At 73.0% G+C, this 24018-nt stretch carries 19 protein-coding genes; 18 read left to right on the plus strand and 1 reads right to left on the minus strand.

Annotated elements, in window-relative coordinates; translation table 11 throughout:
- Window positions 1-119: 119 nt before the first annotated feature.
- The 14 genes from OG370_RS11180 to OG370_RS11245 all read left to right on the plus strand — a co-directional run bounded on the left by OG370_RS11180 (window position 120) and on the right by OG370_RS11245 (window position 18474).
- Window positions 120-1610 (plus strand): arabinofuranosidase catalytic domain-containing protein, encoded by a 1491-nt coding sequence (locus OG370_RS11180; RefSeq protein WP_328463119.1) that lies wholly within the window; start codon window positions 120-122, stop codon window positions 1608-1610.
- Window positions 1611-1784: 174 nt separating this feature from the next.
- Entirely contained in the window at window positions 1785-2648 is an 864-nt protein-coding gene (locus OG370_RS11185) for a hypothetical protein (RefSeq protein WP_328463121.1), read from the plus strand.
- A 78-nt stretch (window positions 2649-2726) separates the two neighbouring features.
- Window positions 2727-3368 (plus strand): DUF1707 SHOCT-like domain-containing protein, encoded by a 642-nt coding sequence (locus tag OG370_RS11190; RefSeq protein WP_328463123.1) that lies wholly within the window; start codon window positions 2727-2729, stop codon window positions 3366-3368.
- A gap of 67 nt (window positions 3369-3435) precedes the next feature.
- On the plus strand, window positions 3436-4017 hold the full coding sequence (locus OG370_RS11195) for a 3'-5' exonuclease (protein ID WP_328463125.1): 582 nt from the start codon (window positions 3436-3438) through the stop codon (window positions 4015-4017).
- A 42-nt stretch (window positions 4018-4059) separates the two neighbouring features.
- A complete protein-coding gene (locus OG370_RS11200) occupies window positions 4060-4872 on the plus strand; it encodes an adenosylcobinamide-GDP ribazoletransferase (protein ID WP_328463127.1) in 813 nt (270 codons plus the stop codon).
- A gap of 312 nt (window positions 4873-5184) precedes the next feature.
- Entirely contained in the window at window positions 5185-6699 is a 1515-nt protein-coding gene (locus OG370_RS11205; protein WP_328463129.1) for a leucyl aminopeptidase, read from the plus strand.
- Window positions 6700-6959: 260 nt separating this feature from the next.
- Complete coding sequence (gene lpdA / locus OG370_RS11210) at window positions 6960-8348, plus strand: dihydrolipoyl dehydrogenase (protein WP_328463131.1); 1389 nt, start codon at window positions 6960-6962, stop codon at window positions 8346-8348.
- 50 nt (window positions 8349-8398) lie between these two features.
- Complete coding sequence (gene sucB, locus OG370_RS11215) at window positions 8399-10177, plus strand: 2-oxoglutarate dehydrogenase, E2 component, dihydrolipoamide succinyltransferase (protein ID WP_328463133.1); 1779 nt, start codon at window positions 8399-8401, stop codon at window positions 10175-10177.
- A 196-nt stretch (window positions 10178-10373) separates the two neighbouring features.
- Entirely contained in the window at window positions 10374-11012 is a 639-nt protein-coding gene (locus OG370_RS11220; RefSeq protein ID WP_328463135.1) for a GntR family transcriptional regulator, read from the plus strand.
- 262 nt (window positions 11013-11274) lie between these two features.
- Window positions 11275-13959 carry a pyruvate dehydrogenase (acetyl-transferring), homodimeric type gene (gene aceE, locus OG370_RS11225; RefSeq protein ID WP_328463137.1) on the plus strand — a complete coding sequence of 895 codons (2685 nt, stop codon included), beginning with the start codon at window positions 11275-11277 and terminating at the stop codon, window positions 13957-13959.
- 187 nt (window positions 13960-14146) lie between these two features.
- Window positions 14147-15181, plus strand: a complete 1035-nt coding sequence (locus OG370_RS11230; protein ID WP_328463139.1) for a GNAT family N-acetyltransferase — start codon at window positions 14147-14149, stop codon at window positions 15179-15181.
- A gap of 307 nt (window positions 15182-15488) precedes the next feature.
- Window positions 15489-16001 (plus strand): DUF4240 domain-containing protein, encoded by a 513-nt coding sequence (locus OG370_RS11235; RefSeq protein ID WP_328473998.1) that lies wholly within the window; start codon window positions 15489-15491, stop codon window positions 15999-16001.
- Between the two features lie 22 nt (window positions 16002-16023).
- Complete coding sequence (locus OG370_RS11240; protein ID WP_328463141.1) at window positions 16024-16938, plus strand: TIGR01777 family oxidoreductase; 915 nt, start codon at window positions 16024-16026, stop codon at window positions 16936-16938.
- 279 nt (window positions 16939-17217) lie between these two features.
- On the plus strand, window positions 17218-18474 hold the full coding sequence (locus OG370_RS11245) for an FAD-dependent oxidoreductase (protein ID WP_328463143.1): 1257 nt from the start codon (window positions 17218-17220) through the stop codon (window positions 18472-18474).
- A gap of 179 nt (window positions 18475-18653) precedes the next feature.
- On the opposite strand, the gene OG370_RS11250 is transcribed toward OG370_RS11245, so the two are convergent.
- The gene (locus OG370_RS11250; RefSeq protein ID WP_328463145.1) at window positions 18654-20306 is read right to left on the minus strand and encodes a regulator; all 1653 of its coding nucleotides are present in this window, start codon (window positions 20304-20306) and stop codon (window positions 18654-18656) included.
- Between the two features lie 311 nt (window positions 20307-20617).
- Between OG370_RS11250 and lipB the strand changes: the two genes are divergently transcribed.
- From lipB to OG370_RS11270, 4 genes are all read left to right on the plus strand, one after another.
- Entirely contained in the window at window positions 20618-21394 is a 777-nt protein-coding gene (gene lipB, locus OG370_RS11255) for a lipoyl(octanoyl) transferase LipB (RefSeq protein WP_328463147.1), read from the plus strand.
- A 167-nt stretch (window positions 21395-21561) separates the two neighbouring features.
- Window positions 21562-22551, plus strand: a complete 990-nt coding sequence (lipA, locus tag OG370_RS11260) for a lipoyl synthase (RefSeq protein ID WP_328463148.1) — start codon at window positions 21562-21564, stop codon at window positions 22549-22551.
- A 257-nt stretch (window positions 22552-22808) separates the two neighbouring features.
- Window positions 22809-23090, plus strand: a complete 282-nt coding sequence (locus OG370_RS11265; RefSeq protein ID WP_443060647.1) for a hypothetical protein — start codon at window positions 22809-22811, stop codon at window positions 23088-23090.
- Between the two features lie 32 nt (window positions 23091-23122).
- Window positions 23123-23803: a DUF4191 domain-containing protein gene (locus OG370_RS11270; RefSeq protein WP_328463149.1), complete on the plus strand. Its 681-nt coding sequence runs from the start codon at window positions 23123-23125 to the stop codon at window positions 23801-23803.
- Window positions 23804-24018: the final 215 nt, after the last annotated feature.

Genomic DNA, 24018 nt, shown 5'->3' on the forward strand with positions numbered 1-24018 from the left:
AACCAATCAGCGCGCGTACGTTCCCAGCGAGCCGCCGGAAGCCGGACCGCGGCTGAACTCGGCTGCCGTAGCGTCATGTTGAAGCAAGCTCCCACCACCCCCCACCACAGGAGCGCGCCATGCACACTGACCCAACCGCGGCCGTGGGACGAGGACATGTCCCCCGGTTGCGCGGAATCCTGCTGTCGGCCGTCGCTGCGCTCGCGCTCGTGGTCGGCGTGCTGATCAGCCTGCCCGGCACGTCGGCGCACGCCGCCGACTCGCTGCCGTGCGACATCTACGCCGCCGCGGGCACCCCGTGCGTGGCCGCGCACAGCACCACCCGCGCCCTCTACGCCTCGTACAACGGCCCGCTGTACCAGGTGACCCGGGCCTCCGACGGGGCCAAGACCGACATCGGGCTGCTGGCGCAGGGCGGTTACGCGAACGCCGCCACGCAGGACTCGTTCTGCGCGGACACCACGTGCAGCATCAGCAAGGTCTACGACCAGTCGCCCCGGCACAACGACCTCGACCCGGGGCCGGCCGGCACCGCGGGCAGCGCGGACCGGGGCGCCGACGCGAGCGAACTCGCCGTCACCGCCGGCGGTCACAAGGCGTACGGCATCTGGATCTCACCGGGCGTCGGCTACCGCTCGAACGGCGCCGCGTCCGGCACCGCGGTCAACGGCCAGCCCGAGGGCGCGTACATGGTGGCCAGCGGCACCCACGTCGGCTCCGACTGCTGCTTCGACTACGGCAACGCCGAGTCCACCGCGGCCGACACCGGCAACGGCCACATGGACGCCGTGTCCATCGCGACCACCTGCTACTTCGCACCGTGCACCGGCTCGGGCCCCTGGGTCGAGGCGGACATGGAGAACGGCATGTTCCAGGGCGACAACGGCTCCAACACCGCCAACGCCGGGAACAACAGCACCTTCGTCACCGCCGTGCTGAAGAACAACGGGCAGACGACGTACGCCCTGAAGGGCGGCAACTCGCAGTCCGGCGGTCTGTCGACATGGTGGAACGGATCGCTGCCGACCAGAGGCGGCTACATGCCGATGCAGCAGGAGGGCGGCATCATCCTGGGCACCGGCGGCGACAACAGCAACCGGAACATGGGGACGTTCTTCGAGGGCGTGATGGTCTCCGGCTACCCGACCGACGCCGCCGAGGACGCCGTCCAGGCGAACGTCGTCTCCGTCGGCTACTCCGGCGAGACGAACATCCCCAACGGCCCCCAGGGCACGATCACCGGGCCGGGCGGCCAGTGCGTCGACGTCGCGGCCGACGACACCGGCACCGACGGCTCCGCGGTCCAGCTCTGGAACTGCCAGTCCTACGCGGAGGACCAGTACTGGACCCACCACACCAACGGCTCCCTCAGCACGATCGGCCGCTGCCTCGACATCATCGGCAACGGCACGGCCAACGGCACCGAGGTGGAACTCTGGGACTGCAACGGCGTCGGCGGCCAGGTCTGGCAGCAGCAGTCCGACGGCTCCCTCTTCAACCCCCAGTCCGGCCGCTGCCTCGACTCCCCCAACGGCGCGACCGACAACGGCACGAGGCTGCGGATCTGGGACTGCAACGGGTCCGCGGCGCAGAAGTTTACGCTCAACTGAGCGTGTGACGACGCCCTTGCTCCATCGGCCCGGCGCGCGCCCTCATCGCGGGGCGCGCGCCGGGCCGGCCGTTGTCCGTTTGCTCGGCCAAGCGGGCATGCCACCGACTGATCGTTTCTGCACGTAAACGACCACCTACGCTCCGTGGTTATGGTCACCTCATCGCATGAGGCGATGCACCGGATCTTCCAAGAGGACGCCGGCATCTTCGCCCGGACCTTCCGCCGCCTCGGACTCCCCTTCTCCGACCCGGTCGCGGTCTCCCTCCTGCCCACCGACGTCACCGAGCTCAAACCGCTCGAACGGCGCCTCGACACCCTCCTCCAGATCGACAGCGCCGACGGCCAGAGCTACCTGCTCGCGATCGAAGCGCAGAGCCGCAAGGCCCCGGACAAGGGCGCCAGTTGGGCGTACTACTTGGCCTACTTGCAAGCCAAGTACCGCAAGCCAGCGGTCCTTCTGGTCACCTGTCAGGACGAGAAGACGGCCCGCTGGGCCAAGGGGCCCTTCCACTTCGGGATATCCCACTGGCGCAGCCTCACCGTCCGCCCCCTGGTCCTCGGCCCCCACAACGTGCCGGTCATCACCGACAAGGAGGCAGCCGCCAAGGACATCCCCCTGGCCGTCTTCTCCGCGATCACTCATGGTGAGCATCCCGAAGCGGATATGATGCTGGATGCACTGGCTTCCGCCCTGAAGACGGTCGACGAGTCCACCGCCTCGATCTTCAGGGAGCTCACCGAACTCGGACTGGGCACCAGCCCGGCAGCACACATCTGGAAGGACCTCATGGCCGTCGACCTCTCCTTCTTCCGCTCCGAGACCTCGGAGAAGCTCCGCGACGAAGGCCGTGTGGAGGGCCACAGGGAGAATCTGCTTCTTGTGGCCCAGTCCCGCGGCATCGTGCTCAGCGACGACCGCCGCACTCGCATCGTCGAATGCAAGGACCCGGACCTCCTCCGCGCGTGGTTCCGGCGCGCCCTGACCGCGGAAACCGCCGAGCAGATCTTCACCGGGGACGACGAACCCACCGGCTGAGTACGGGTTCCCGCGCGGCCGTTCCTTTTGAGTCGGGGGTGGCTGCGCGGGCGGGTGGGCTGTCATAGGGTGCCGGACATGACTCAGGAGCCGGTGCCGTGGGCGGGTGGGGAAAAGCTGGACCAGCGGGTCTCGCATGAGGACCGGGAGCGGGTCGCGGAGGTGTTGCGCGTCGCCGCGGGCGACGGCCGGTTGAGCCTGGAGGAGCTGGAGGAGCGGCTGGAGAGCTGCTTCGGGGCACGGACGTACGGGGCCCTCGCGCCGTTGGTCGCGGACCTGCCCGGGCAGACGCCGGTGACGCCGGCGGAGGCGGTACGGACGAAGGACGTCGTACGGGTGCGGCGGGTCGGCGCGAGCCTGCGGTACGAGGGCCCGTGGGTGGCACCGCGCCGCCTGGAAGCGGAGGTGCGCGGCGGCAACGTGGTGCTGGACTTCTCCACCGCGACGGTGCGCGGGGCGGTGACCCACGTGGACGTCGAGTTGCGCGGCGGCAACCTGCGGCTGATCGTCCCGGACGGCTACTCCGTGGACGCCGACGAGATCGACATCCGCGGCGGCTCGGTGCGCCACCGCCACGCGCAGGACCGCCCGCAGGGCATCCCCATCACCCACCAGATCGTCATCACCGGCAAGTTGACCGGCGGCAACGTGGTGATCCAGCCCCCGCGACCGCCCCGCCGGCCGGGCCTGCTGCGCCGGATGCTCGGAGGCGGCAAGTAGCCGCGGCAAGCAGCTACGGCGCGAAAACCGGGTGCCCGGTGCCGGTGCGGCGCCCTACGCTCGCCGGATGGGAGCCGAATCCGCGCTGCTGAACGTGATCGACGTGGAAGCCACCTGCTGGGAGGGGCAACCGCCGCCCGGCTCGGTGAGCGAGATCATCGAGATCGGCCTCACCGTGGTCGACCTCCTGGCGAGGCGCCGGGTGTCGCGGCACCGCATCCTGGTGCGGCCCCACCGGTCCGCGGTGAGCCCGTTCTGCACCGAACTGACCGGCCTGACGCAGGCCGAGGTGGCGCGGGGCGTCACCTTCGCGGAGGCGTGCCGGCTGCTCGTGGCGGAGTACGCGGCGGAGGAACGCCCGTGGGCGAGCTGGGGCGAGTACGACCGCAGGCAGTTCGCCCGGCAGAGCAAGGCCGACGCGGTGGCGTACCCCTTCGGTTATCCCACCGAGCGCTCCCACACCAACGCCAAGGCCGTGTTCACGACAGCCCACGGGCTGCGCCGGAAACCGGGCATGAGCGGCGCCCTCCAGATCGCCGGGCTGCCGCTCGAAGGACGCCATCACAGCGGTGCGGACGACGCGTGGAACATCGCCGCGCTCGTCCTCGACCTGGTCGGCCGCGGGGCCTGGCCGGCCCTGCCCCGCTGAGGTCCGCGCAGGCCGCGGAGGCGGGAGCGGTAGCCTCACGCGGTGGACGAGGCAGCGGCGGGGCCGCAGGCAGAGGCGAGGGTGCGTACGGGGGACGCGCTGCGGTTCGCGTTCGGCACGTTGACGGTGGTGCCGGTGCGGGTGACACGCTGGGACCGGGCGGCCGCGCGCGGCGGGATGGCGGCGGCGCCGCTGGTGGGCGTGGTGATCGGGGCCGGCGCGGGCGCGGTCGGCGCGGGACTGCACGCGGCCGGGGCGAGCGCGCTGCTGGCCGCGGTGGGCGCGGTCGCCGTGCCGGCCGTACTGACCAGGGGGCTGCACCTCGACGGACTGGCCGACACCGCCGACGGGTTGGGCAGCGGCAAGCCGCCCGCGCAGGCGCTGGACATCATGAAGCGCTCCGACATCGGGCCCTTCGGCGTGGTGACCTTGACGCTGGTGCTGCTCGCGCAGGTCGCCGCGCTGGCCGCGTGCTACGGGCACGGGTGGGTCTACGGTTTCACGTCCGCGGTGGCCGGGGCGGTGGCGGGGCGCGCCGCGATGACGCTCGCGGCCCGGCGCGGGGTGCCGGCGGCCCGGCCGGGCGGCCTCGGGGCGGCCGTCGCCGGGGTGCTGCCGGCCCGGACGGCGTGGGCGGTGGCCGCGGGGTGCGCCGGCCTCGCCGCGGTCGCCGGCTCGGGCTTCCACGGTCTGACGTGGCTGCGCCTCCTGCTCGCCGTCGCCGTCGCCGTGACCGCGGCCGAGGTGCTGCTGCGCAGGTGCCGGGCCCGGTTCGGCGGGGTGACCGGCGACGTGTTCGGGGCGCTGTGCGAGACCGCCGCCACCGCCGCCCTGCTGGTGCTGTCGCTGCGCTGACCCCCGGCCCACCGGCCGCCACCGGCCGCCGTCCTGACGACCCGCCACCGATGCCTCGCAGGGGCTCGCGCGCCCGCTCCCCGTCGTATCCCTGCCGTGCCCCGGGTGGTAAGGCCGCGGCCGGGCAACCGCCCCGTACCGGCGCCCGGTTGCCGCCGTCGCGGACCGCGGGCCCGCGGACGCGCCCGGAAGGGCGCGGACACGTCCGCCCGCCCGGCCACTGAGCCGCAACGCGGCAGCGTAGGCTCGTTGGAGGGCCGCTCCGCCGGCGTGGCGGCCCGCACCCCTTCGACCGTTAGGACCCCACCCACCGTGACTGCTCTGACACTAAGCGCCTCTTCCGCCGCAGCGCTGCGCGCGGACGCCGTCGTCGTAGGCGTGACCAAAGGCCCAAAAGGCCCGCGCCTGGCGCCGGGAGCGGACGCCGTGGACGACGCGTTCGGCGGCAAACTGGCCGCCGTCCTTGAGACCCTGGGCGCGTCCGGCGCCGAGGGCGAGTCGACCAAGGTGCCCGCGCCCGACGGCGTGAAGGCGCCCGTGGTGCTCGCGGTCGGCCTCGGCGAGCCTGCCGGGAACCACGAGCCGTACGACGCGGAGGCCCTGCGCAAGGCCGCGGGCGTCGCCGCCCGCACCCTGGCCGGCGCCAAGAAGGCCGTCTTCGCGCTGCCGGCGGCCACCGCCGCCGACGTCGAGGCCGTCGCGACCGGTGCGCTGCTGGGCGCGTACGCCTTCACCGCCTACCGCTCCGACAGCAAGAAGGACGCGCGCGGGCCGCTCGGCGAGGTCGCCGTGGTCGGCGCGAAGCCGCGCGACAAGGAGCACAAGGCCGCCGCCGCGCGCGCCGTCGCGGTCGCCGCCGAGGTCAACCGGGCCCGCGACCTGATCAACACCCCGCCGAACGACCTCACCCCGAAGGCGTTCGCCGCGGCCGCCCAGGAGGCGGGCAAGGAGTTCGGCCTGAAGGTCGAGGTGCTGGACGAGAAGGCGCTCACCAAGGGCGGCTACGGCGGCATCCTCGGCGTCGGCCAGGGCTCGGCGACGCCGCCCCGGCTGGTCAAGGTCGCCTACACCCACCCCGAGGCGACCCGCACGCTCGCCTTCGTCGGCAAGGGCATCACCTACGACTCGGGCGGCATCTCGCTGAAGCCCCCGGGGCACAACGAGACGATGAAGTGCGACATGAGCGGCGCGGCCGCCGTGTTCGGCGCGGTGCTGGCGACCGCGAAGCTCGGCCTGGCGGTCAACGTGACCGGCTGGCTGGCGCTGGCCGAGAACATGCCCGGCGGCAACGCGATCCGCCCTGGCGACGTGCTGAAGATGTACAGCGGCAAGACCGTCGAGGTGCTGAACACCGACGCCGAGGGCCGCCTGGTGCTGGCCGACGCGCTGGCCCGCGCCTCCGAGGAGTCGCCGGACGCGATCGTGGACGTGGCGACGCTGACCGGGGCGATGGTGCTGGCGCTCGGCGACGGCCGGTTCGGGATCATGGCCAACGACGACGACTTCCGGGCCGCCGTGCACGACGTGGCGCTGGCGGAGGGCGAGGACTCCTGGCCGATGCCGCTGCCGCAGCAGCTCCGCAAGACGTTCGACTCGCCGGTCGCGGACATCGCGAACATGGGGGTGCGGCCCGGTGGCGGGCTGATCGCCGGGCTGTTCCTGCGGGAGTTCGTCGGCGAGGGCATCACCTGGGCGCACCTGGACATCGCCGGCCCCGCCTTCCACGAGGGCGCGCCGTTCGGCTACACCCCCAAGGGCGGCACCGGCACGGCCGTCCGCACACTGGTCGGCCTGGCCCGCACCGCGGCAGAGGGCAACCTCTTCTGACAACAGCCGGCGAGCCCCTTTGATCCGCCGGCGGTAAATGGGACGACCCGGTGAGATGTGTCACGTACGGCCCTGGGTGATCTGCCCGGGGCCGTACCTGCTACGTCACACCGCATGGCCCGATGCCTCACCGGCCGCCAACAAGTGCGAAGATGTGGGTCGGCACGACAGGGCCCCCTTTGAGACAAAGCGGCCGAACCAAAGCCGCCGTCCGGTCTAGGTGGACCGGCTCCGGCGAACCCATGCATGGAGGACGTGACGTGGCGAACGACGCCAGCACTGTTTTCGACCTAGTGATCCTCGGCGGTGGCAGTGGCGGTTACGCGGCTGCCCTGCGTGCCGCACAGCTTGGACTCGACGTCGCCCTGATCGAGAAGAACAAGCTCGGGGGCACCTGTCTGCACCAGGGCTGCATCCCCACCAAGGCGCTGCTGCACGCCGGCGAGATCGCCGACCAGGCTCGTGAGAGCGAGCAGTTCGGTGTGAAGGCGACCTTCGAGGGCATCGACATCGCGGCCGTCCACAAGTACAAGGACGACGTGATCTCCGGCCTCTACAAGGGCCTGCAGGGCCTGGTGGCCTCGCGCAAGGTGACGTACATCGAGGGTGAGGGCCGGCTCTCCTCCCCCACCTCGGTGGATGTGAACGGGCAGCGCATCCAGGGCCGGCACATCGTGCTGGCGACCGGGTCCGTACCGCGCTCGCTGCCGGGCCTGACCATCGACGGCAACCGCATCATCTCCTCCGACCACGCCCTGGTCCTGGACCGGGTGCCGCAGTCGGCGATCATCCTGGGCGGCGGCGTGATCGGCGTCGAGTTCGCCTCGGCGTGGAAGTCCTTCGGCACCGACGTGACGATCGTCGAGGGCCTGCCCCACCTGGTGCCGGTCGAGGACGAGAACAGCTCGAAGCTGCTGGAGCGGGCCTTCCGCAAGCGCGGCATCAAGTTCAACCTGGGCACCTTCTTCCAGGGCGCCGAGTACACCGACAACGGCGTCAAGGTCACCCTGGCCGACGGCAAGACCTTCGAGGCGGAGGTGCTGCTGGTCGCGATCGGCCGCGGCCCGGTCTCGCAGAACCTCGGCTACGAGGAGCAGGGCGTCGCCATGGACCGCGGCTACGTCCTGGTCGACGAGTACATGCGCACCAACGTGCCGACGATCTCCGCGGTGGGCGACCTGGTGCCCACCCTCCAGCTCGCGCACGTCGGCTTCGCCGAGGGCATCCTCGTCGCCGAGCGGGTGGCCGGCCTCAAGCCCGTGCCGATCGACTACGACGGTGTGCCGCGGGTGACGTACTGCCACCCCGAGGTCGCCTCGATGGGCATCAGCGAGGCGAAGGCCAAGGAGGTGTACGGCGCGGACAAGGTCGTCACGCTCAAGTACAACCTGGCCGGGAACGGCAAGAGCAAGATCCTCAAGACCGCGGGCGAGGTCAAGCTCGTCCAGGTGCGCGACGGCGCCGTCGTGGGCATCCACATGGTCGGCGACCGGATGGGCGAGCAGGTCGGCGAGGCGCAGCTCATCTACAACTGGGAGGCGCTGCCCGCCGAGGTCGCGCAGCTCATCCACGCCCACCCGACGCAGAGCGAAGCTCTCGGCGAGGCCCACCTGGCGCTCGCCGGCAAGCCGCTGCACTCGCACGACTGACCCTCGAACACGCCACCCATCCGCACAGATCGTTAGGAGCAACCGCAACCATGGCGGTTTCCGTAACCCTGCCGGCGCTCGGCGAGAGCGTGACCGAGGGCACCGTCACCCGCTGGCTGAAGGCCGAGGGCGAGCGTGTCGAGGCCGACGAGCCCCTGCTCGAGGTCTCGACCGACAAGGTCGACACCGAGATCCCCTCTCCCGCGTCCGGCGTCCTGGCGTCCATCAAGGTCGCCGAGGACGAGACGGTCGAGGTCGGCGCCGAGCTGGCAGTGATCGACGACGGCTCGGGCGCCCCCGCGGCGCCCGCGGCTCCCGCCGCGCAGCCGGCCCCCACCCCGGAGCCGGCGCCCGCGCCGACCCCGGCCGCCGCCACGCCCTCCACCGAGGCCGCGGCTCCCGCCCCCGCCCCGACCGCGCAGGCGGCCGCGGGTGGTTCCGGCGCGTCCGGCACCGACGTGGTGCTGCCCGCGCTGGGCGAGTCCGTCACCGAAGGCACCGTCACCCGCTGGCTGAAGTCGGTCGGCGACAGTGTGGACGCCGACGAGCCGCTGCTCGAGGTCTCCACGGACAAGGTCGACACCGAGATCCCGTCGCCCGCGTCCGGCACCCTGCTGGAGATCCTGGTCCAGGAGGACGAGACGGCCGAGGTCGGCGCGAAGCTGGCGGTCATCGGTGCGGCCGGTGCCGCTCCGGCGGCGGCTCCCGCGCCTGCCGCGCCCGCCCCGGCCCCCGCGGCCCCGGCTCCCGCTCCCGCCGCCCCTGCTCCGGCACCGGCTCCGGCCGCGCCGGCTCCGCAGGCCGCCGCTCCGGCTCCGGCCGCCCCGGCGCCCGCCCCGCAGGCTCCGGCTCCCGCACCGGCTCCGGTCGCCCAGCCCGCTCCCGCCGCTCCGGCGGCTGCCGCGGGTGCCGGCGACGGCGCCTACGTCACCCCGCTGGTCCGCAAGCTCGCCGCCGAGAGCGGCGTGGACCTCGGCGCGGTGCGGGGCACCGGCGTCGGCGGCCGTATCCGCAAGCAGGACGTGCTCACCGCGGCCGAGGCGGCCAAGGCCGCCGCGACTCCGGCGGCGGCCGCGCCCAAGGCGGCGAAGTCCGTCGAGGTCTCGCCGCTGCGCGGCCAGACGGTCAAGATGACCCGGATGCGCAAGGTCATCGGCGACAACATGATGAAGGCCCTGCACTCGCAGGCGCAGCTGACCAGCGTGGTCGAGGTGGACGTCACCCGGGTCATGCGGCTGCGCGGGCTGGCCAAGGAGTCCTTCGCGGCACGCGAGGGCGTGAAGCTCTCCCCGATGCCGTTCTTCGTCAAGGCCGCCGCCCAGGCGCTCAAGGCCCACCCGGTGATCAACGCCCGCATCAACGACGACGAGGGCACGATCACCTACTTCGACACCGAGAACATCGGTATCGCGGTGGACTCCGAGAAGGGCCTGATGACCCCGGTCATCAAGGGCGCCGGCGACCTGAACATCGCGGGCATCGCCAAGAAGACCGCCGAGCTGGCGGGCAACGTCCGGGCCAGCAAGATCACCCCGGACGACCTGGCGGGCGCGACCTTCACGATCAGCAACACCGGTTCGCGCGGTGCGCTGTTCGACACGGTCATCGTGCCTCCGAACCAGGCCGCGATCCTCGGCATCGGCGCGACCGTCAAGCGCCCGGTGGTCGTGGAGACCGCCGAGGGCACGGTCATCGGCGTCCGGGACATGACGTACCTGGCGCTGTCCTACGACCACCGGCTGGTGGACGGTGCCGACGCGGCCCGTTACCTGACGGCGGTCAAGGAGATCCTGGAGGCGGGCGAGTTCGAGGTCGAGCTCGGCCTGTGAGCGCCTCCCGCGCCTGAGCGGTACCGCGTCAACGGCGCCCCCGCCCCGTCCACCGGGTGCGGGGGCGCCGGCGCGTCCCGCCGCTGTCCAGGCAGGTCCCGGCCGCCGCGTAGGAGCCGGATACGTCCCGGCGGGCGGCAGGTGCACCGCCGCGTCGTATCGTCATAGGCACGCAACAGTGAAGGAGCGCGCCCCCATGGCCCAAGCCGCCGCCCCTCATCTGGTCGTGCACAGCCTGCGCGAGCAGATCCGCGAGCACATCCTCGACGGCATCGTCAGCGGGCGCTGGAAGCCGGGCGAGCGGATCGTGGAACGGCGGATCGCGGTCGAGCTCCAGGTCAGTCAGACGCCGGTACGTGAGGCGCTGCGCGAGCTGGAGACGCTGCGGCTGATCGAGTCGGCGCCGAACAAGGGCGTGCGCGTGCGCGGGCTCACCGCGGCGGACGTCAAGGAGAGCTACCCGGTGCGGGCCGGCCTGGAGCAGGTCGCGGCGGAGCTGGCGGCCGGCACCCTCGCGGAGGACCCGAGCGCGCTGGAGCGCGAGGTGGCCGCGCTCCGGGCGGCCGACACCGCCCTCGACGACGAGGCGCAGGTGCGGCACACCGTCGCCTTCCACCACGAACTGGTCCGCGCGGCCGACAACGGCGTGCTGCTGCACGTCTGGGAGTCGCTCGGGATCGAGGTGTGGACCACGCTGTCGATGCGGTGGCTGAGCCCGGCGCCGCGCGCGTACGCCGACGAGCACCAGGAGCTGGTCGACGCGTTCGTGGCCCGCGACCCCCGGATCGGCGAGCTGATCAAGTCCCACGTGCTGAGCTGCGCGCCGCAGGTGTAGGGCTGCCGAAGGGCCGCGGGGAGCCCCGCCGCCCTTCGGTAGGCTCGGTCCGTGCCCGTTCCGCCACCGTTTCCAAGGCGAAGCCTGCCTGTCACTGGGTGCCTTAAAGGCTGGCACCCCGTGCCGACCTCCAGTTACTTGCCCACGGGCCATTGATCGATCATCGATCGAAGCGTAACGTCGGTCAGTGGGGAGCAACCTGTCGTGCCCGACTCACACTTCCCACCCCCTCCCTCCGTTGTCTGGAAGGCGGCACACACCCATGCCTGACGCCGTAGGCCGTACCCGGCCGAGTCAGCTCGACCAGATCCCCGACGTCGACCCGGAGGAGACCGCGGAATGGCGCGCGTCCCTGGACGCGGTCGCCAAGGCCGCGGGTCCGCACAGGGCGGCGTACCTGATGCGCCGCACCCTGGAGAGCGGTAGCGAAAGCGGCCTCGCCCTGCCGACGCCGCTGGAGACCGAGTACATCAACACCATCCCCACCGCCGCCGAGCCCGCGTACCCGGGCGACGAGGCGCTGGAGGCGCGGATCACCGCCTGGAACCGCTGGAACGCAGCGGCGATGGTCACCCGCGGCAGCAAGCTCGGCCTCGGCGGCCACATCGCCACCTTCGCCTCGGCCGCCTGGCTCTACGAGACCGGGTTCCAGCACTTCTTCCACGGCAAGGAGGGCGCCGGCAGCGGCGACCAGCTCTACATCCAGGGCCACGCCTCGCCCGGCATCTACGCCCGCGCGTTCCTCGACGGGCGGCTGACCGAGGCCCACCTGGACCGCTTCCGGCAGGAGGCCGGCGGTGACGGCCTGCCGTCGTACCCGCACCCGCGGCGGCTGCCGTGGCTGTGGGAGTTCCCGACCGTGTCGATGGGCCTCGGCCCGCTCTCGGCGATCTACCAGGCGCGCTTCAACCGCTACCTGGAGCACCGCGGCATCAAGGACACCTCGGCCTCGCACGTCTGGGCCTTCCTCGGCGACGGCGAGATGGACGAGCCGGAGTCGACCGCCGCCCTGGCGCTCGCCGCCCGCGAGGGCCTGGACAACCTGACCTACGTCATCAACTGCAACCTCCAGCGGCTGGACGGCCCGGTCCGCCCGAACTTCAAGATCGTGCAGGAGCTGGAGGCGCAGTTCCGCGCGGCCGGCTGGCACGTGGTGAAGGCACTGTGGGGCGCGGCCTGGGACGAGGTGCTGGCCCAGGACACCGACGGCGCGCTGATCCGGCGGCTGCGGGACACCCCGGACGCCCAGTTCCAGACCTACGCCACCAGCGACGCGGCCTACCTGCGCGAGCACTTCTTCGGCGCGGACGCCTCGCTGCGTGCGATCGGCGGGCGGCTAACCGACGCGAAGCTGCTGGAGCTCTTCCAGACCTCGCGCGCCGGCCACGAGCCGCGCAAGGTGTACGCGGCCTACCGCGCGGCGCTGGAGCACAAGGGCGCCCCCACGGTGATCCTCGCGCAGACCGTGAAGGGCTACACGCTCGGCGCGGGCTTCGAGTCCCGCAACGCCAACCACCAGATGAAGAAGCTCACCGGCGCGCAGTTCCGCACCATGCGCGACCTGCTGGAGCTGCCCATACCGGACAGCGCGCTGGACGCCGACGTGGTGCCGTACTGGCACCCGGGCGAGGACTCCCCCGAGATGCGCTACCTGCGCGAGCGCCGGGCGGCGCTGGGCGGGCCGGCGCCGGCCCGCAAGGTCGTGGCGGCGCCGCTGCCGCTGCCGCCGGAGAAGGCGTACAAGTCGCTGGAGAAGGGCTCCGGCACCCAGGAGATCGCCACCACCATGGCGTTCGTCCGGCTGGTGAAGGACCTGATGCGGGAGAAGGAGACCGGGCGCCGCTGGGTGCCGGTCGTGCCCGACGAGGCCCGCACCTTCGGCATGGAGTCGCTCTTCCCGTCCGCCGGGCTGTACTCCCCCAAGGGGCAGACGTACGACCCGGTCGACCGCGACCAACTGCTCTACTACAAGGAGGCGAAGGACGGCCAGATCCTCAACGAGGGGATCACCGAGGCCGGTTCGCTCGCCGACTTCACCGCCGCGGCCACGTCGTACGCCACGCACGGCGAGCCGATGATCCCGTTCTACATCTTCTACTCGATGTTCGGGTTCCAGCGCACCGCCGACCAGTTCTGGGCGCTCGCCGACCAGCTGGGCCGCGGCTTCGTGATCGGCGCCACCGCCGGCCGCACCACCATGACCGGCGAGGGCCTGCAGCACGCCGACGGCCACTCCCACCTGCTCGCCTCCACCAACCCGGCGGCGCTCTCCTACGACCCGGCGTTCGCGTACGAGGTCGCGGTGATCGTCCGCGAGGGCCTGCGGCGGATGTACGGTCCGGCCGTCGAGGGCGAGGACCAGGACGTCTTCTACTACCTGACGGTGTACAACGAGCCGAAGGTACAGCCCGCCATGCCCGAGGGTGTGGAAGAGGGCATCGTCAAGGGCCTGTACCGCTACCAGCAGGCGGCACCTGCCGCCGCCGACGCGCCGCGCGCGCAGCTGCTGGCGTCGGGCACCGCGATCCACTGGGCGCTGGAGGCGCAGCGGCTGCTCGCCGAGGACTGGGGCGTGGCCGCGGACGTGTGGTCGGCGCCGTCCTGGACGCAGTTGCGGCGCGAGGCGCTGGAGTGCGACGCGGCGCGGCTGCGCGGCGAGGACCGGGTGCCGTACGTGACGCGGGCGCTGGCCGGTGCGCCGGGTCCGGTGGTGGCCGTCAGCGACTGGATGCGGGCGGTGCCGGACCAGATCGCGCAGTGGGTCGAGCAGGACTGGACGTCGGTGGGCACCGACGGGTTCGGCCTGTCCGACACGCGTGACGCGGCCCGCCGGCACTTCGGCGTGGACCCGCAGTCGCTCACCGTGCAGGCGCTGGCCGCGCTCGCCCGGCGCGGCGAGGTCAAACCGGAGACGGTGAAGGAGGCCGCGGAGCGCTACGGGCTCTGAGGCACCGAGTGTCCTGACAAGGCTCGCGGCGGGGCCTTCACGCAGTCCCCGCCGCGGGTCCTGACGCGGCATGTCCGGCGGCCGCCCCTCGGAACGGCGTGTTCCGAGGGGCGGCCGCCGTGACGTGCGGAATGTACCCGCCGGAAGGGATTGCGGGCTGCTACACCAACCGGTTAAGTTCCCCCGGATGCCTACCAAACAACGGCGGCTGACCTCCCCCACCGCTGACGACGTCCGCGCGTGGCACCGGGTGCGGTCCGCGGCGCTCGCTCACGACCGCCCGGGAGACCCGCTGCCGACCCTGGCCCATGTGCGGGCCTCGCTGACCACCGTCGGTCCCGGCAGTCGCTTAGCCCTGTGGCTGGTGCACGGCGCGAACGACGAGGGCGTGGCCACGGCGAAGCTCCGGCTGCCGGCCGCCGAGGGCGGTGGCCGCCTCGCGTCGGTGGAACTGACGGTCCATCCCGCGCACCGCAGGATGGGCATGGGGTCGCGGCTGCTGGCCACGGTGGTGGCCGCGGCGACCGAGGAGGACTGCCGCCGGCTGTCGACGGAAGTGCTGGCCGGCACCCCGGGGGAGAGCTTCCTCGCCACCCGGGAGTTCGTACCCGCGCTGCGGCTGACCTGGCAGCGGCTGGTGCTGGCCGAGATCCCGGAGCGGATCGTGAAGCTGCCGGACGTACCGCACCCCGGGTACCGGCTGGCGGCCTGGGAGGGCGCGCCGCCGGACGCCCTCGCGGAGTCCTTCGCGGCGGCCCGGGCGGCCCTGGCGGACATGCCGAGCGGCAGCCTGGAGGTCGGCAGGACCCGCTGGGACGCCGAGCGGGTGCGGATGACCGCGGAGTTGGCGGCCCGCCGCGGTGAGCGGCTGCTGAACCACGCGGCGATCAGCGAGGCCGACGGTTCGGTGGCCGGGTACACGAAGCTGACGCTGCCGGCCGAGGCGGACGAGGGCGGTGACGGCGGGGCCGGGGACACGAGCAGCGCCCGTGCCCGCGCGAAGCAGCTCGACACGGCCGTGGTGGCCGCCCACCGAGGTCACGGGCTCGGCCTGTGGCTGAAGTCGGCGATGCTGCGGCACCTGCTGGACGCGCACCCCGAGGTGACCGAGGTCGTCACCAACACCGCCGACGACAACCGCCACATGCTGGCGGTGAACGCGGCGCTGGGCTTCCGCCCCCTACGCCGCACCGTGGCGTATCAGCTCACGCTGCGGGCGTAACCCTCCGGGGTGGTGCGTTCCGTACGTCGCGGGACCTTGCGGCCGGTGGTGGGCTGGTCGCGCGGTTCCCCGCGCCCCTGGTTCCGCGCGGGGAACTGGGCGAAGAGAGGGCATCCACCAAGGGGCGCGTGGGGGGGTACTCCCCCCTGGCTCCGCCGGGGGGGAGTACCCCCACCCAGGCGAGGCTCTGGGGGAGGACCGCGCGGCCAGCCACCCACCGGCGGGCGGTCCCGCAACCGAACAGCAACCAAGCACCCTGGGGGGTCGCGTTGCACAGGGCACCCTGGGGCGGGAAGCTGTACGCGTGATGGACGAGACGGAGTTCTGGGAGATCGTCGACAGCACCCGCGAGGCGTCGGACGACGATCCGGAGGAGCACGCCGACCTGATGGTCGAGCGGCTGGCCGGGCTCGATCCGGACGCCGTGCTGGACTTCGCCCGGCACTTCGAGACCCGCTTCAACCGGGCCTTCTCGTGGGACCTGTGGGGCGCTGCCGACATCATGCTGGGCGGCGCCGACGAGGACGCGTTCGACTTCTTCCGCTGCTGGCTGATCGGCCAGGGCCGGCACGTCTTCGAGGGCGCCCTGCACTCCCCCGACGACCTGGCCTTCCTGGTACCGGAGTTCGACCCCGAGGCGGACGGCGACGCCGAGGACCTGGGGTACGCCGCCGACGAGGCGTACGAGCAGTTGACGGGTGTGCGGCTGCCGGATCTGCAGCTGCCGCGGCAGGACGGCCCGGAGGGCGAGCGCCCGGAGTTCGACGACGACCAGGCGATGGCGGCCCGTTTCCCCCAGTTGTGGGCGCGCTTCGGGTAGGCCGGTGGGCCGACCGGGCACAATGGCCCGCATGCGTATCGCAGTCACCGGCGCCTCCGGGCTGATCGGCTCCGCCCTCACCGCCTCGCTGGCGGCCGACGGCCACGAGGTCGTCGCGCTGGTCCGGCGCAGCCCGCACGGCCCGGGAGAGGTCCGCTGGGACCCGTCCGCGGGCACCGTGGACCCCGACGGGCTGGCCGGCTGCGAGGCGGTCGTGCATCTGGCGGGCGCGCCGGTCGCGGAGCGGCGCTGGAGCGACAAGCGCAAGCAGGTCCTCCTCGACAGCCGGGTGGACGGCACCGCCACGATCGCGAAGGCGATGGCCGCGCTCGACCCGAAGCCCCGGGTGCTGGTGGCCGGCAGCGCGATCGGCTTCTACGGCGACACCGGGGACCGTTTCGTGGACGAGGACAGCCCGGCGGGCGAGGGGTTCCTCGCCGACCTGGTCCAGGCGTGGGAGGCCGCGGCCGACCCGGCGCGCGCGGCCGGCATCCGTACGGTGCACGCCCGTACCGGCCTGGTGGTCTCCCCGCAGGGCGGCGCGTGGGGGGCGCTGTTCCCGTTCTTCCGGGCCGGGCTGGGTGGGCGACTCGGCAGCGGGCGGCAGTACTGGAGCTTCATCTCGCTGCAGGACGAGGTCGCGGCGCTGCGGTACGCCATCGACAACGAGGAGCTGTCGGGGCCGGTGAACCTGACCGGCCCGGAGCCCCGTACCAACAGCGACGTCACCAAGGCGATGGGGCGGGTGCTGCACCGCCCGACGGTGCTGCCGGTGCCGTCGTTCGTGCTGCGCGCGGTGCTGGGCGAGTTCGCCGGCGATGTGACGGGCAGTCAGCGGGTGCGCCCCAAGCGGCTGCTGGACGCCGGGTTCTCCTTCGCGCACCCCGACCTCGACGACGCGATCAAGGCGGCGCTGCCACCGCGCAACCGGGTCTGAGGGCACGCCCGAGGGCCCCGGCGCCGTCCGCGGGGACCCACGGCCGGAAAACGCACCGGAAAGGGCCGGATCGGGCCGGTCCGCCCCGCATCCTTTGCCTTTGATGAGGGCATGACCTTTAGCAGCGTTTCGCGCGAGCCGAGCCCACCCGCCGACCACCTGGTCGCAGTGGGTATGTGACGGTGCGTCAGCGGATCAGGGCCCCGCTCGTCGCTCCGGTCCGCCACGCCCGTCGCGCAGACGCCAGCGGGGACCGGACCCGACCTCGGGAGGGGCATCGTGCTCTCACCAGCACGCCCGAAAGGCGTGGCCGCCGCCACGGATGTGATCGTCATCGGCGCGGGCCCGGCGGGCCTGGCCGCCGCACACCATCTGACCGAAGGGGGCCTGAGCGTCACCGTCCTGGAGTCCTCCGAACGCGTCGGCGGGCGGATGGCCACCGACACCGTCGACGGCTTCCGGCTCGACCACGGACCCCAACTCCTCAACACCGCCTACCCCGAGCTGCGCCGCGCCAGCGGCCTGCGCGGCCTGCCGCTGGCCCATCTCGCCCCCGGCGCGCTCGTCCGCTCCGGCGGGCGCGCCTACCGGGTCGGGGGCCCGCGCGGCGCCCGCGCACCGCTCGGCTCCGCCCGCGACCGGGCCCGGCTCGGCACCGCGCTCGACCGGCTCGCCGCCACGCCCACCGACCGCATCACCGCGCGCCCCGAGAGCACCGCCGCCCTCGCGCTGGCCGGCCGCGGCTTCGCGCCCCGCACCGTCGAGCGCTTCCTGCGGCCGCTGCTCGCCGCGCTGCTGTGCGACGCCGAACTCGGCACGTCCAGCCGGGTCGCCGACATCGTGCTGCGCGGGTTCGCCCGCGGCCGCGCCTGCCTGCCGGTCGGCGGCGCCGCCCGCCTGCCCGAACGGCTGGCCGCCACGCTCCCGCCCGGCACCATACGGTTCGGGGTCCGCGCCGCCCATGTCGCCGCGAACGCCGTGCACACCACCGACGGCGCCGAACTCCCCTGCCGCGGCGTGGTCGTCGCCACCGACGCCCACGCGGCCGCCGCGCTCCTGCCGGGCCTGCGCGTGCCCGGCTTCCACCCGGTCACCGTGGTCCACCACGCCGCGCCCGCCGCGCCCCTGCGCGAACCCGTGCTCGTCCTCGACGCCGACCGCCTCGGGCCGGTCTCCCACACCTACGCCGCCACCGCCATCGACCCCACCCGCGCGCCCACCGGCCGCACTCTCGTCACCTCCGTCGTCCTCGGGCCCCCGCCGGACGGCTCCGACGACAAGACCATCCGCTCCCACCTCGCCGACCTCTACGACACCTCCACCGACCGCTGGGACCTCCTCTCGCTGCGCACCACGCCCCACTCCGTCCCCGCCATGCCCCCGCCCCACGACCTGCGCCGCCCCGTCCGCCTCCTCGCCGGCCTCTACGTCTGCGGCGACCACCGCGACACCTCCACGATCCAGGGCGCCCTCTTCTCCGGCCGCCGCGCCGCCGCGGCCGCACTCCGCGACCTCGCGACGGGTTTCCCGGGGTGATCCCGTCCCGGGGTGGCGAGCGGGGCGCACGGGGGCGGGCGAGTCCGCCTGGCCCCGTACGCTCCCAGGTCCCCCCGGGCCGGAAATCCCCCGTGTCCACCCCCGGAGGCACAGGTGGAGCCGCCCGGCGATGGAGGGAGGGCGGGGAGGTCAGCGCGGTAACGCGGCCACGCGGTCGATCAGCGCGGTAACGCGGCCACGCGGTCAAGGAACGCGCGGACGGCGACCGTGTCGCGGAAGGGCTCCAACCGCCCCCGGAACTCCCGGACGTACTCGCCCGCGCGGACCGACCTCATCTCGCTCGCCCCGCGAACGACCTCCACCCCGTGCGCACAGGCGACCTCCACCTCGCCCAGCCCGAGCCGCGCGGACGCCAGCACGGTGCGGCAGAACAACCTGCTGCGTGCGTACGCCGCCGCCCTGAGCTGCAACGACCGCTCGGCGTACTGCACCGCCGCCCGGTACTGCCGCAGGTCCCGATGGCAGTGCGCGAACTCGTCCGCGAGCTGCGCCTCGTCGAAGAACCGCGCCCACCCGGGCACCTCGTCCCCGCCGCGGGCGGCGGACAGCGACCGTTCGGCGCGCGCCAGCGCCCCCGCACAGGCCCGCGCCTCCCCGATCAGCCCGTGCCCGCGCGCCTCGGCCGCGTGCATCAGCGCGTGCACGACCGCGGGCGCCCCCGACCCGACCCCCTGCTGGGCGACCCGGGCGAGTTGCACCGCCTCGCGCCCGTGCCCGAGGTAGACGGCCTGACGGCTCATCGTGACCAGGACGTAGCTCCCGTAGACCCGGTCCCCGGCCGCCTGCGCCAGCCGCAGCGACTGCACGAAGTAGCGCTGTGCGAGGCCGTGCGCCCCGATGTCGTACGAGGTCCACCCGGCGAGCCGGGTGAGGTCGGCGACGGAGGCGAACAGCCGGCGGCCGAGCGCCTCGCCGTAGGACCCGCGCAGCAGCGGCTCGGCCTCGTGCTCCAGGTAGCGGACGAGGGCCTGCCGGGCGTGCCCGCCGCCGTAGGCGTGGTCGAGGGAGCGGAAGAGGTCGCCGACGGCGCGTACGGCGGCGATGTCGCCCGCGCCGACCCGACCGGGCACGCCACCGCCCGCCCTCGCTCCCGCATGGCCCCCGAGCAGCACGACCGGCTCGCCCTCGCGCGCCCCGCGGCTCTGCGTCGGCACCCGCACGGCCCGGGCCGCCCAGGCGCCCTGGATCGCCACGGCCCCGCCCCCGGGCTCCTCCGCCCCGGCCGGGCGCTCCCCGTCGGCGTCCGCAGGGTCCGCCTCCGCCGCCACGGACGGCACCGGGGCCACCGGATGCTGCGGCCCCTGCCCCACCCGCTCGTCGGCCCGCCCGATCAGCCAGTCCCGGCTCGGCACCACCAGTCCCGCCGGGGTGAACGCGATCTTCCGCAACTCGGCCTGGTTCCCGGTGTCCTTGCGCCACAGCCCGCTGACGATGTCCACCGCTTCCTCGGGCGTGGCCGCGTACTCCAGCCCGGCGTAGACCGGCGCGCACGCGTCGAGCCCGAGGTCGGGCGCGGCCAGCCGGCGGCCGAGCCGCTGCGTGAAGACCTCCGCGATCAGCGCCGGCGTGGTGCCGCGGGGTTGCTGCCCGCGCAGCCAGCGGGTGATCGACGTCTTGTCGTAGCGCAGGTCGAGGCCGTGCTCGACGCCGAGTTGGTTGACCCGGCGGGCGAGTCCCGCATGCGAGAAGCCTGCTTCCGCGATGATCTCGGCGAGTTTGGTGTTGGCTCGGTTCTGCCGTTCGGTACGCGCCTGGCGGGGCGCCGCGCTGGTCGGAAGGTTCGGCGTTCGCTGCGTGGGGCGGTCCGTCATCGGCAGTACGGTCCACTTCCTCTGGGCGGTCTCAAGAACGGCGTGAATGTAACGGTCAGTGCCGGGAAGCTCACCGTAAGAGCCGTATATTCGCCCGAATGGACTACAACTGGTCGCATTCCGGACAGTTCCTGTGCGGCGGGATCGCGGTCGCGGCGGTGGTCGGGAGGTGGCCGGACCCGGGCCGCGCAGGGCCCGCGGCACAGCCCCTCCGCGCGCCGCCGTACAGTGGCTGAGGTGCGCCCGGCCGCACCACCAGCCGTGGCCGGCAACGCGCCTCCGTCGCGTACCGCAGAGGAGTAGGAGTAGCCGTGAGCGAACTGCGCTTCGTCCACCTGGGGTTCGGCGCCGACGCCGTCGAGTACGAGGAAGCGTGGCAGGAGCAGCGCCGTGTGCACGCGGCCCGGTTCCTCGACGAGGTGCCCGACACCTGCCTGCTGCTCGAACACCCGCCGGTCTACACCGCCGGCCGCCGCACCGCCGACAACGAGCGCCCCCTCGACGGCACCCCCGTGGTCGACGTCGACCGCGGCGGCAAGATCACCTGGCACGGCCCCGGCCAGATCGTCGGCTACCCGATCATGAAGCTCCCCCGCCCCGTCGACGTGGTCGCCCACGTCCGCCGGCTGGAGGACGCGCTGATCCAGGTGGCCGCCGACTTCGGCCTGGAGACCTCGCGGGTGGAGGGGCGCAGCGGCGTGTGGGTGCTGGGCGACCCCGTGGAGCAGCGCCCGGGCGGTCTGACCCTGGACTTCGACCCGCGGCTGGCCGACGAGGAGTTCGACCCGCGGCTGAACGGCCCGGAGTACGCCCCCTCCAACGCCGGCCAGCGCCGCGAGGACCGCAAGCTCGCCGCGATCGGCATCCGCGTCGCGAAGGGCGTGACCATGCACGGCTTCGCGCTCAACTGCAACCCCGACAACACCTGGTACGACCGGATCGTGCCGTGCGGCATCCGCGACGCGGGCGTCACCTCGCTCTCGGCCGAACTGGGCCGCGACGTGCCGGTGGCCGAGGTGCTGCCGGTGGTCGAGAAGCACCTCGCCGCGGTGCTCGGCACGGCCGTCCCGCTGCCCCGCGCGGTGTGAGCCGACGGGACGGCGTCGGCCCGGCGCGGTCCGAGCCGAGCGGACGGCGGCCCGGCGCGGACGGGAATGCCCCGTCCATGCCGCAGGTTGCATCGATGATGAGCCGTGGGAAGTACGGGCGTACCCTGGTGTTCGCCGTAGAATCGAAGCTTTAGAGGGAGCCGGTCGTGTCTGCAGTCGCACCCGACGGACGCAAGATGCTGCGCCTTGAGGTCCGCAACAGCCAGACCCCCATCGAGCGCAAGCCCGAGTGGATCAAAACCCGGGCGAAGATGGGTCCCGAGTACACGCAGATGCAGAAACTCGTGAAGAGCGAGGGCCTGCACACCGTGTGCCAGGAGGCGGGCTGTCCCAACATCTACGAGTGCTGGGAGGACCGCGAGGCGACCTTCCTCATCGGCGGCGACCAGTGCACGCGGCGCTGCGACTTCTGCCAGATCGACACCGGCAAGCCGCAGGCCCTCGACCGCGACGAGCCGCGCCGGGTCGGCGAGTCCGTGCTCACCATGGACCTGAACTACGCCACCATCACCGGCGTCGCCCGCGACGACCTGGAGGACGGCGGCTCCTGGCTCTACGCGGAGACCGTCCGGCGCATCCACGCGATGACCGCGGACCGCGCGGGCGGCCGTACCAAGGTCGAGCTGCTCATCCCCGACTTCAACGCCGAGCCCGCGCAGCTCGCCGAGGTCTTCGGCGCCCGCCCCGAGGTCCTGGCGCACAACGTGGAGACGGTGCCGCGGATCTTCAAGCGCATCCGCCCAGGCTTCCGCTACGAGCGCTCGCTGGAGGTGATCACCCGCGCCCGCGAGGCCGGCCTGGTCACCAAGTCCAACCTGATCCTGGGGATGGGCGAGGAGCGCGAGGAGGTCAGCCAGGCGCTGCAGGACCTGCACGACGCGGGCTGCGAGCTGATCACCATCACGCAGTACCTGCGGCCCTCGGCACGGCACCACCCCGTGGAGCGCTGGGTGAAGCCGGCGGAGTTCGTGGAGCTGAAGGAGGAGGCCGAGGAGATCGGCTATGCGGGTGTGATGTCCGGGCCGCTGGTGCGTTCGTCGTACCGCGCCGGGCGGCTCTTCCAGCAGGCCATCGACCGGCGGGCCGGCCAGGACGCCCCGGCACACGCCGGCGGTGCGGCTTTCATACGCGATTGACCGGAAGGTCACCGGCTGGTAACACGGTGTGGCGAGACTTGTTCTCGCCGCACCGTTGTCGTGTCGGGCACCGCGGCGCCGTCGTAGGTCCCGCACCGCACGCGTTCCGTACCGCCGCAGGTCCCGCACCGCAGGTTTCGCACCGCCGTAGGTCCCGCACCGCCGTACGTCCGCCAGGCCCCGTACTGCCGCCAGACCCGTACCGCCGCTCTTCCCGCTCCGTCCACCGCCTTCCTCCTTCCTCCCGAGGGGACGCCATGCCGTCGTCGTCCGAGCAGGTGCACGTTCCCGGCCGCCTCCTGACCGGCCGCCGGACCCTTTTCCGCCGCGGTCGGCGGCATGCCCCGGCGGTGCCGGTGGCGGGCGCGCTGCGCGCCGTGGAGACCTTTCTGCTGAGCGGCGGCCAGCAGACCGCCCGCAGGAACGCATGGGCGGCCGTCGTGGCGGACCGGCAGCGCGCCAAGGACCGGCGCGAGGCCGAGCACGAGATCGCGGCGCTCGCGGGCGCGGAGCGCGGCGGAGCCGCCCGGCCGCGGTGACGGCGTACCGACAGGCCACGTATCCTTGCCACATGGCGAGGAAGGAAACATCCGAGAGCAGTTCTGGACGGCTCGCGCAGATCGTCCAGACATACAAGATGACCAGGCAGGCCGACTCGAAGATCGGTCTTGTCCTTGCGGCTGTGGGAATCGTCACCTTCGGTGTCATCCTCGCCCTCGGCTTCTTGATCAACCACCCCATCTACGCGGGCATCCTGGGCCTCCTGGTGGGCCTGCTGGCGACCGCGGTGGTCTTCGGCCGCCGGGCCGAGCGGGCCGCCTTCGGGCAGCTCGACGGCAAGCCGGGCGCGGCAGCCGCCGTGCTGCAGAACGTGCGGGGCTGGACCGTGACCCCCGCGGTGGCGATGAACAAGAGCCAGGACGTCGTACACCGGGCGGTCGGCAAGGCCGGCATCGTCCTGGTCGGCGAGGGCAACCCGAACCGGGTGAAGGGGCTGCTGGCCGCCGAGAAGAAGAAGGTCGCCCGGGTCGTCTACGACGTACCGGTGCACGACTACATCGTCGGTGACGACGAGGGCCAGCTCCCGCTGAAGAAGATCCGTACGACGCTGCTGCGGCTGCCGCGGTCGCTGAGCGGTCCGAAGACCACCGAGGTGAACGACCGGCTGCGGGCGCTCGGGGACCTGATGAGCAACATGCCGATTCCGAAGGGCCCGATGCCGAAGGGCATGCGGATGCCGCGCGGGCGCTGAGCGCTCAGCCCGGCGGAGCGGAGCGCTTCGCCCGTCGGAAGCCGAGCCGCTTCGCCTGCCGAAGCCGAACACGCCGAAGGGGCGCCGGGGAGATCCCGGCGCCCCTTTTCGTGCGTCCGCGCGCTTCGTGTCGGCGCGTTCCCGTTCTCACGTTCCCGGGGCGTGCTCCGGCGTTCCCGTTCCCGCGTTCCCCGTCCTCGCGTTCCCGTTCCCGC

The organism is Streptomyces sp. NBC_00448, from assembly GCF_036014115.1.
GTDB lineage: Bacteria > Actinomycetota > Actinomycetes > Streptomycetales > Streptomycetaceae > Actinacidiphila.

Bases quoted from the DNA above. Each gene is read 5' to 3' on its own strand.
- OG370_RS11180 (WP_328463119.1), top strand. From the start codon at position 120: ATGCACACTGACCCAACCGCGGCCGTGGGACGAGGACATGTCCCCCGG.
- OG370_RS11185 (WP_328463121.1), top strand. From the start codon at position 1,785: ATGCACCGGATCTTCCAAGAGGACGCCGGCATCTTCGCCCGGACCTTC.
- OG370_RS11190 (WP_328463123.1), top strand. From the start codon at position 2,727: ATGACTCAGGAGCCGGTGCCGTGGGCGGGTGGGGAAAAGCTGGACCAG.
- OG370_RS11195 (WP_328463125.1), top strand. From the start codon at position 3,436: ATGGGAGCCGAATCCGCGCTGCTGAACGTGATCGACGTGGAAGCCACC.
- sucB (WP_328463133.1), top strand. From the start codon at position 8,399: ATGGCGGTTTCCGTAACCCTGCCGGCGCTCGGCGAGAGCGTGACCGAG.
- OG370_RS11220 (WP_328463135.1), top strand. From the start codon at position 10,374: ATGGCCCAAGCCGCCGCCCCTCATCTGGTCGTGCACAGCCTGCGCGAG.
- aceE (WP_328463137.1), top strand. From the start codon at position 11,275: ATGCCTGACGCCGTAGGCCGTACCCGGCCGAGTCAGCTCGACCAGATC.
- OG370_RS11230 (WP_328463139.1), top strand. From the start codon at position 14,147: ATGCCTACCAAACAACGGCGGCTGACCTCCCCCACCGCTGACGACGTC.
- OG370_RS11235 (WP_328473998.1), top strand. From the start codon at position 15,489: ATGGACGAGACGGAGTTCTGGGAGATCGTCGACAGCACCCGCGAGGCG.
- OG370_RS11240 (WP_328463141.1), top strand. From the start codon at position 16,024: ATGGCCCGCATGCGTATCGCAGTCACCGGCGCCTCCGGGCTGATCGGC.
- OG370_RS11250 (WP_328463145.1), bottom strand. From the start codon at position 20,306: ATGACGGACCGCCCCACGCAGCGAACGCCGAACCTTCCGACCAGCGCG.
- OG370_RS11265 (WP_443060647.1), top strand. From the start codon at position 22,809: ATGCCGTCGTCGTCCGAGCAGGTGCACGTTCCCGGCCGCCTCCTGACC.
- OG370_RS11270 (WP_328463149.1), top strand. From the start codon at position 23,123: ATGGCGAGGAAGGAAACATCCGAGAGCAGTTCTGGACGGCTCGCGCAG.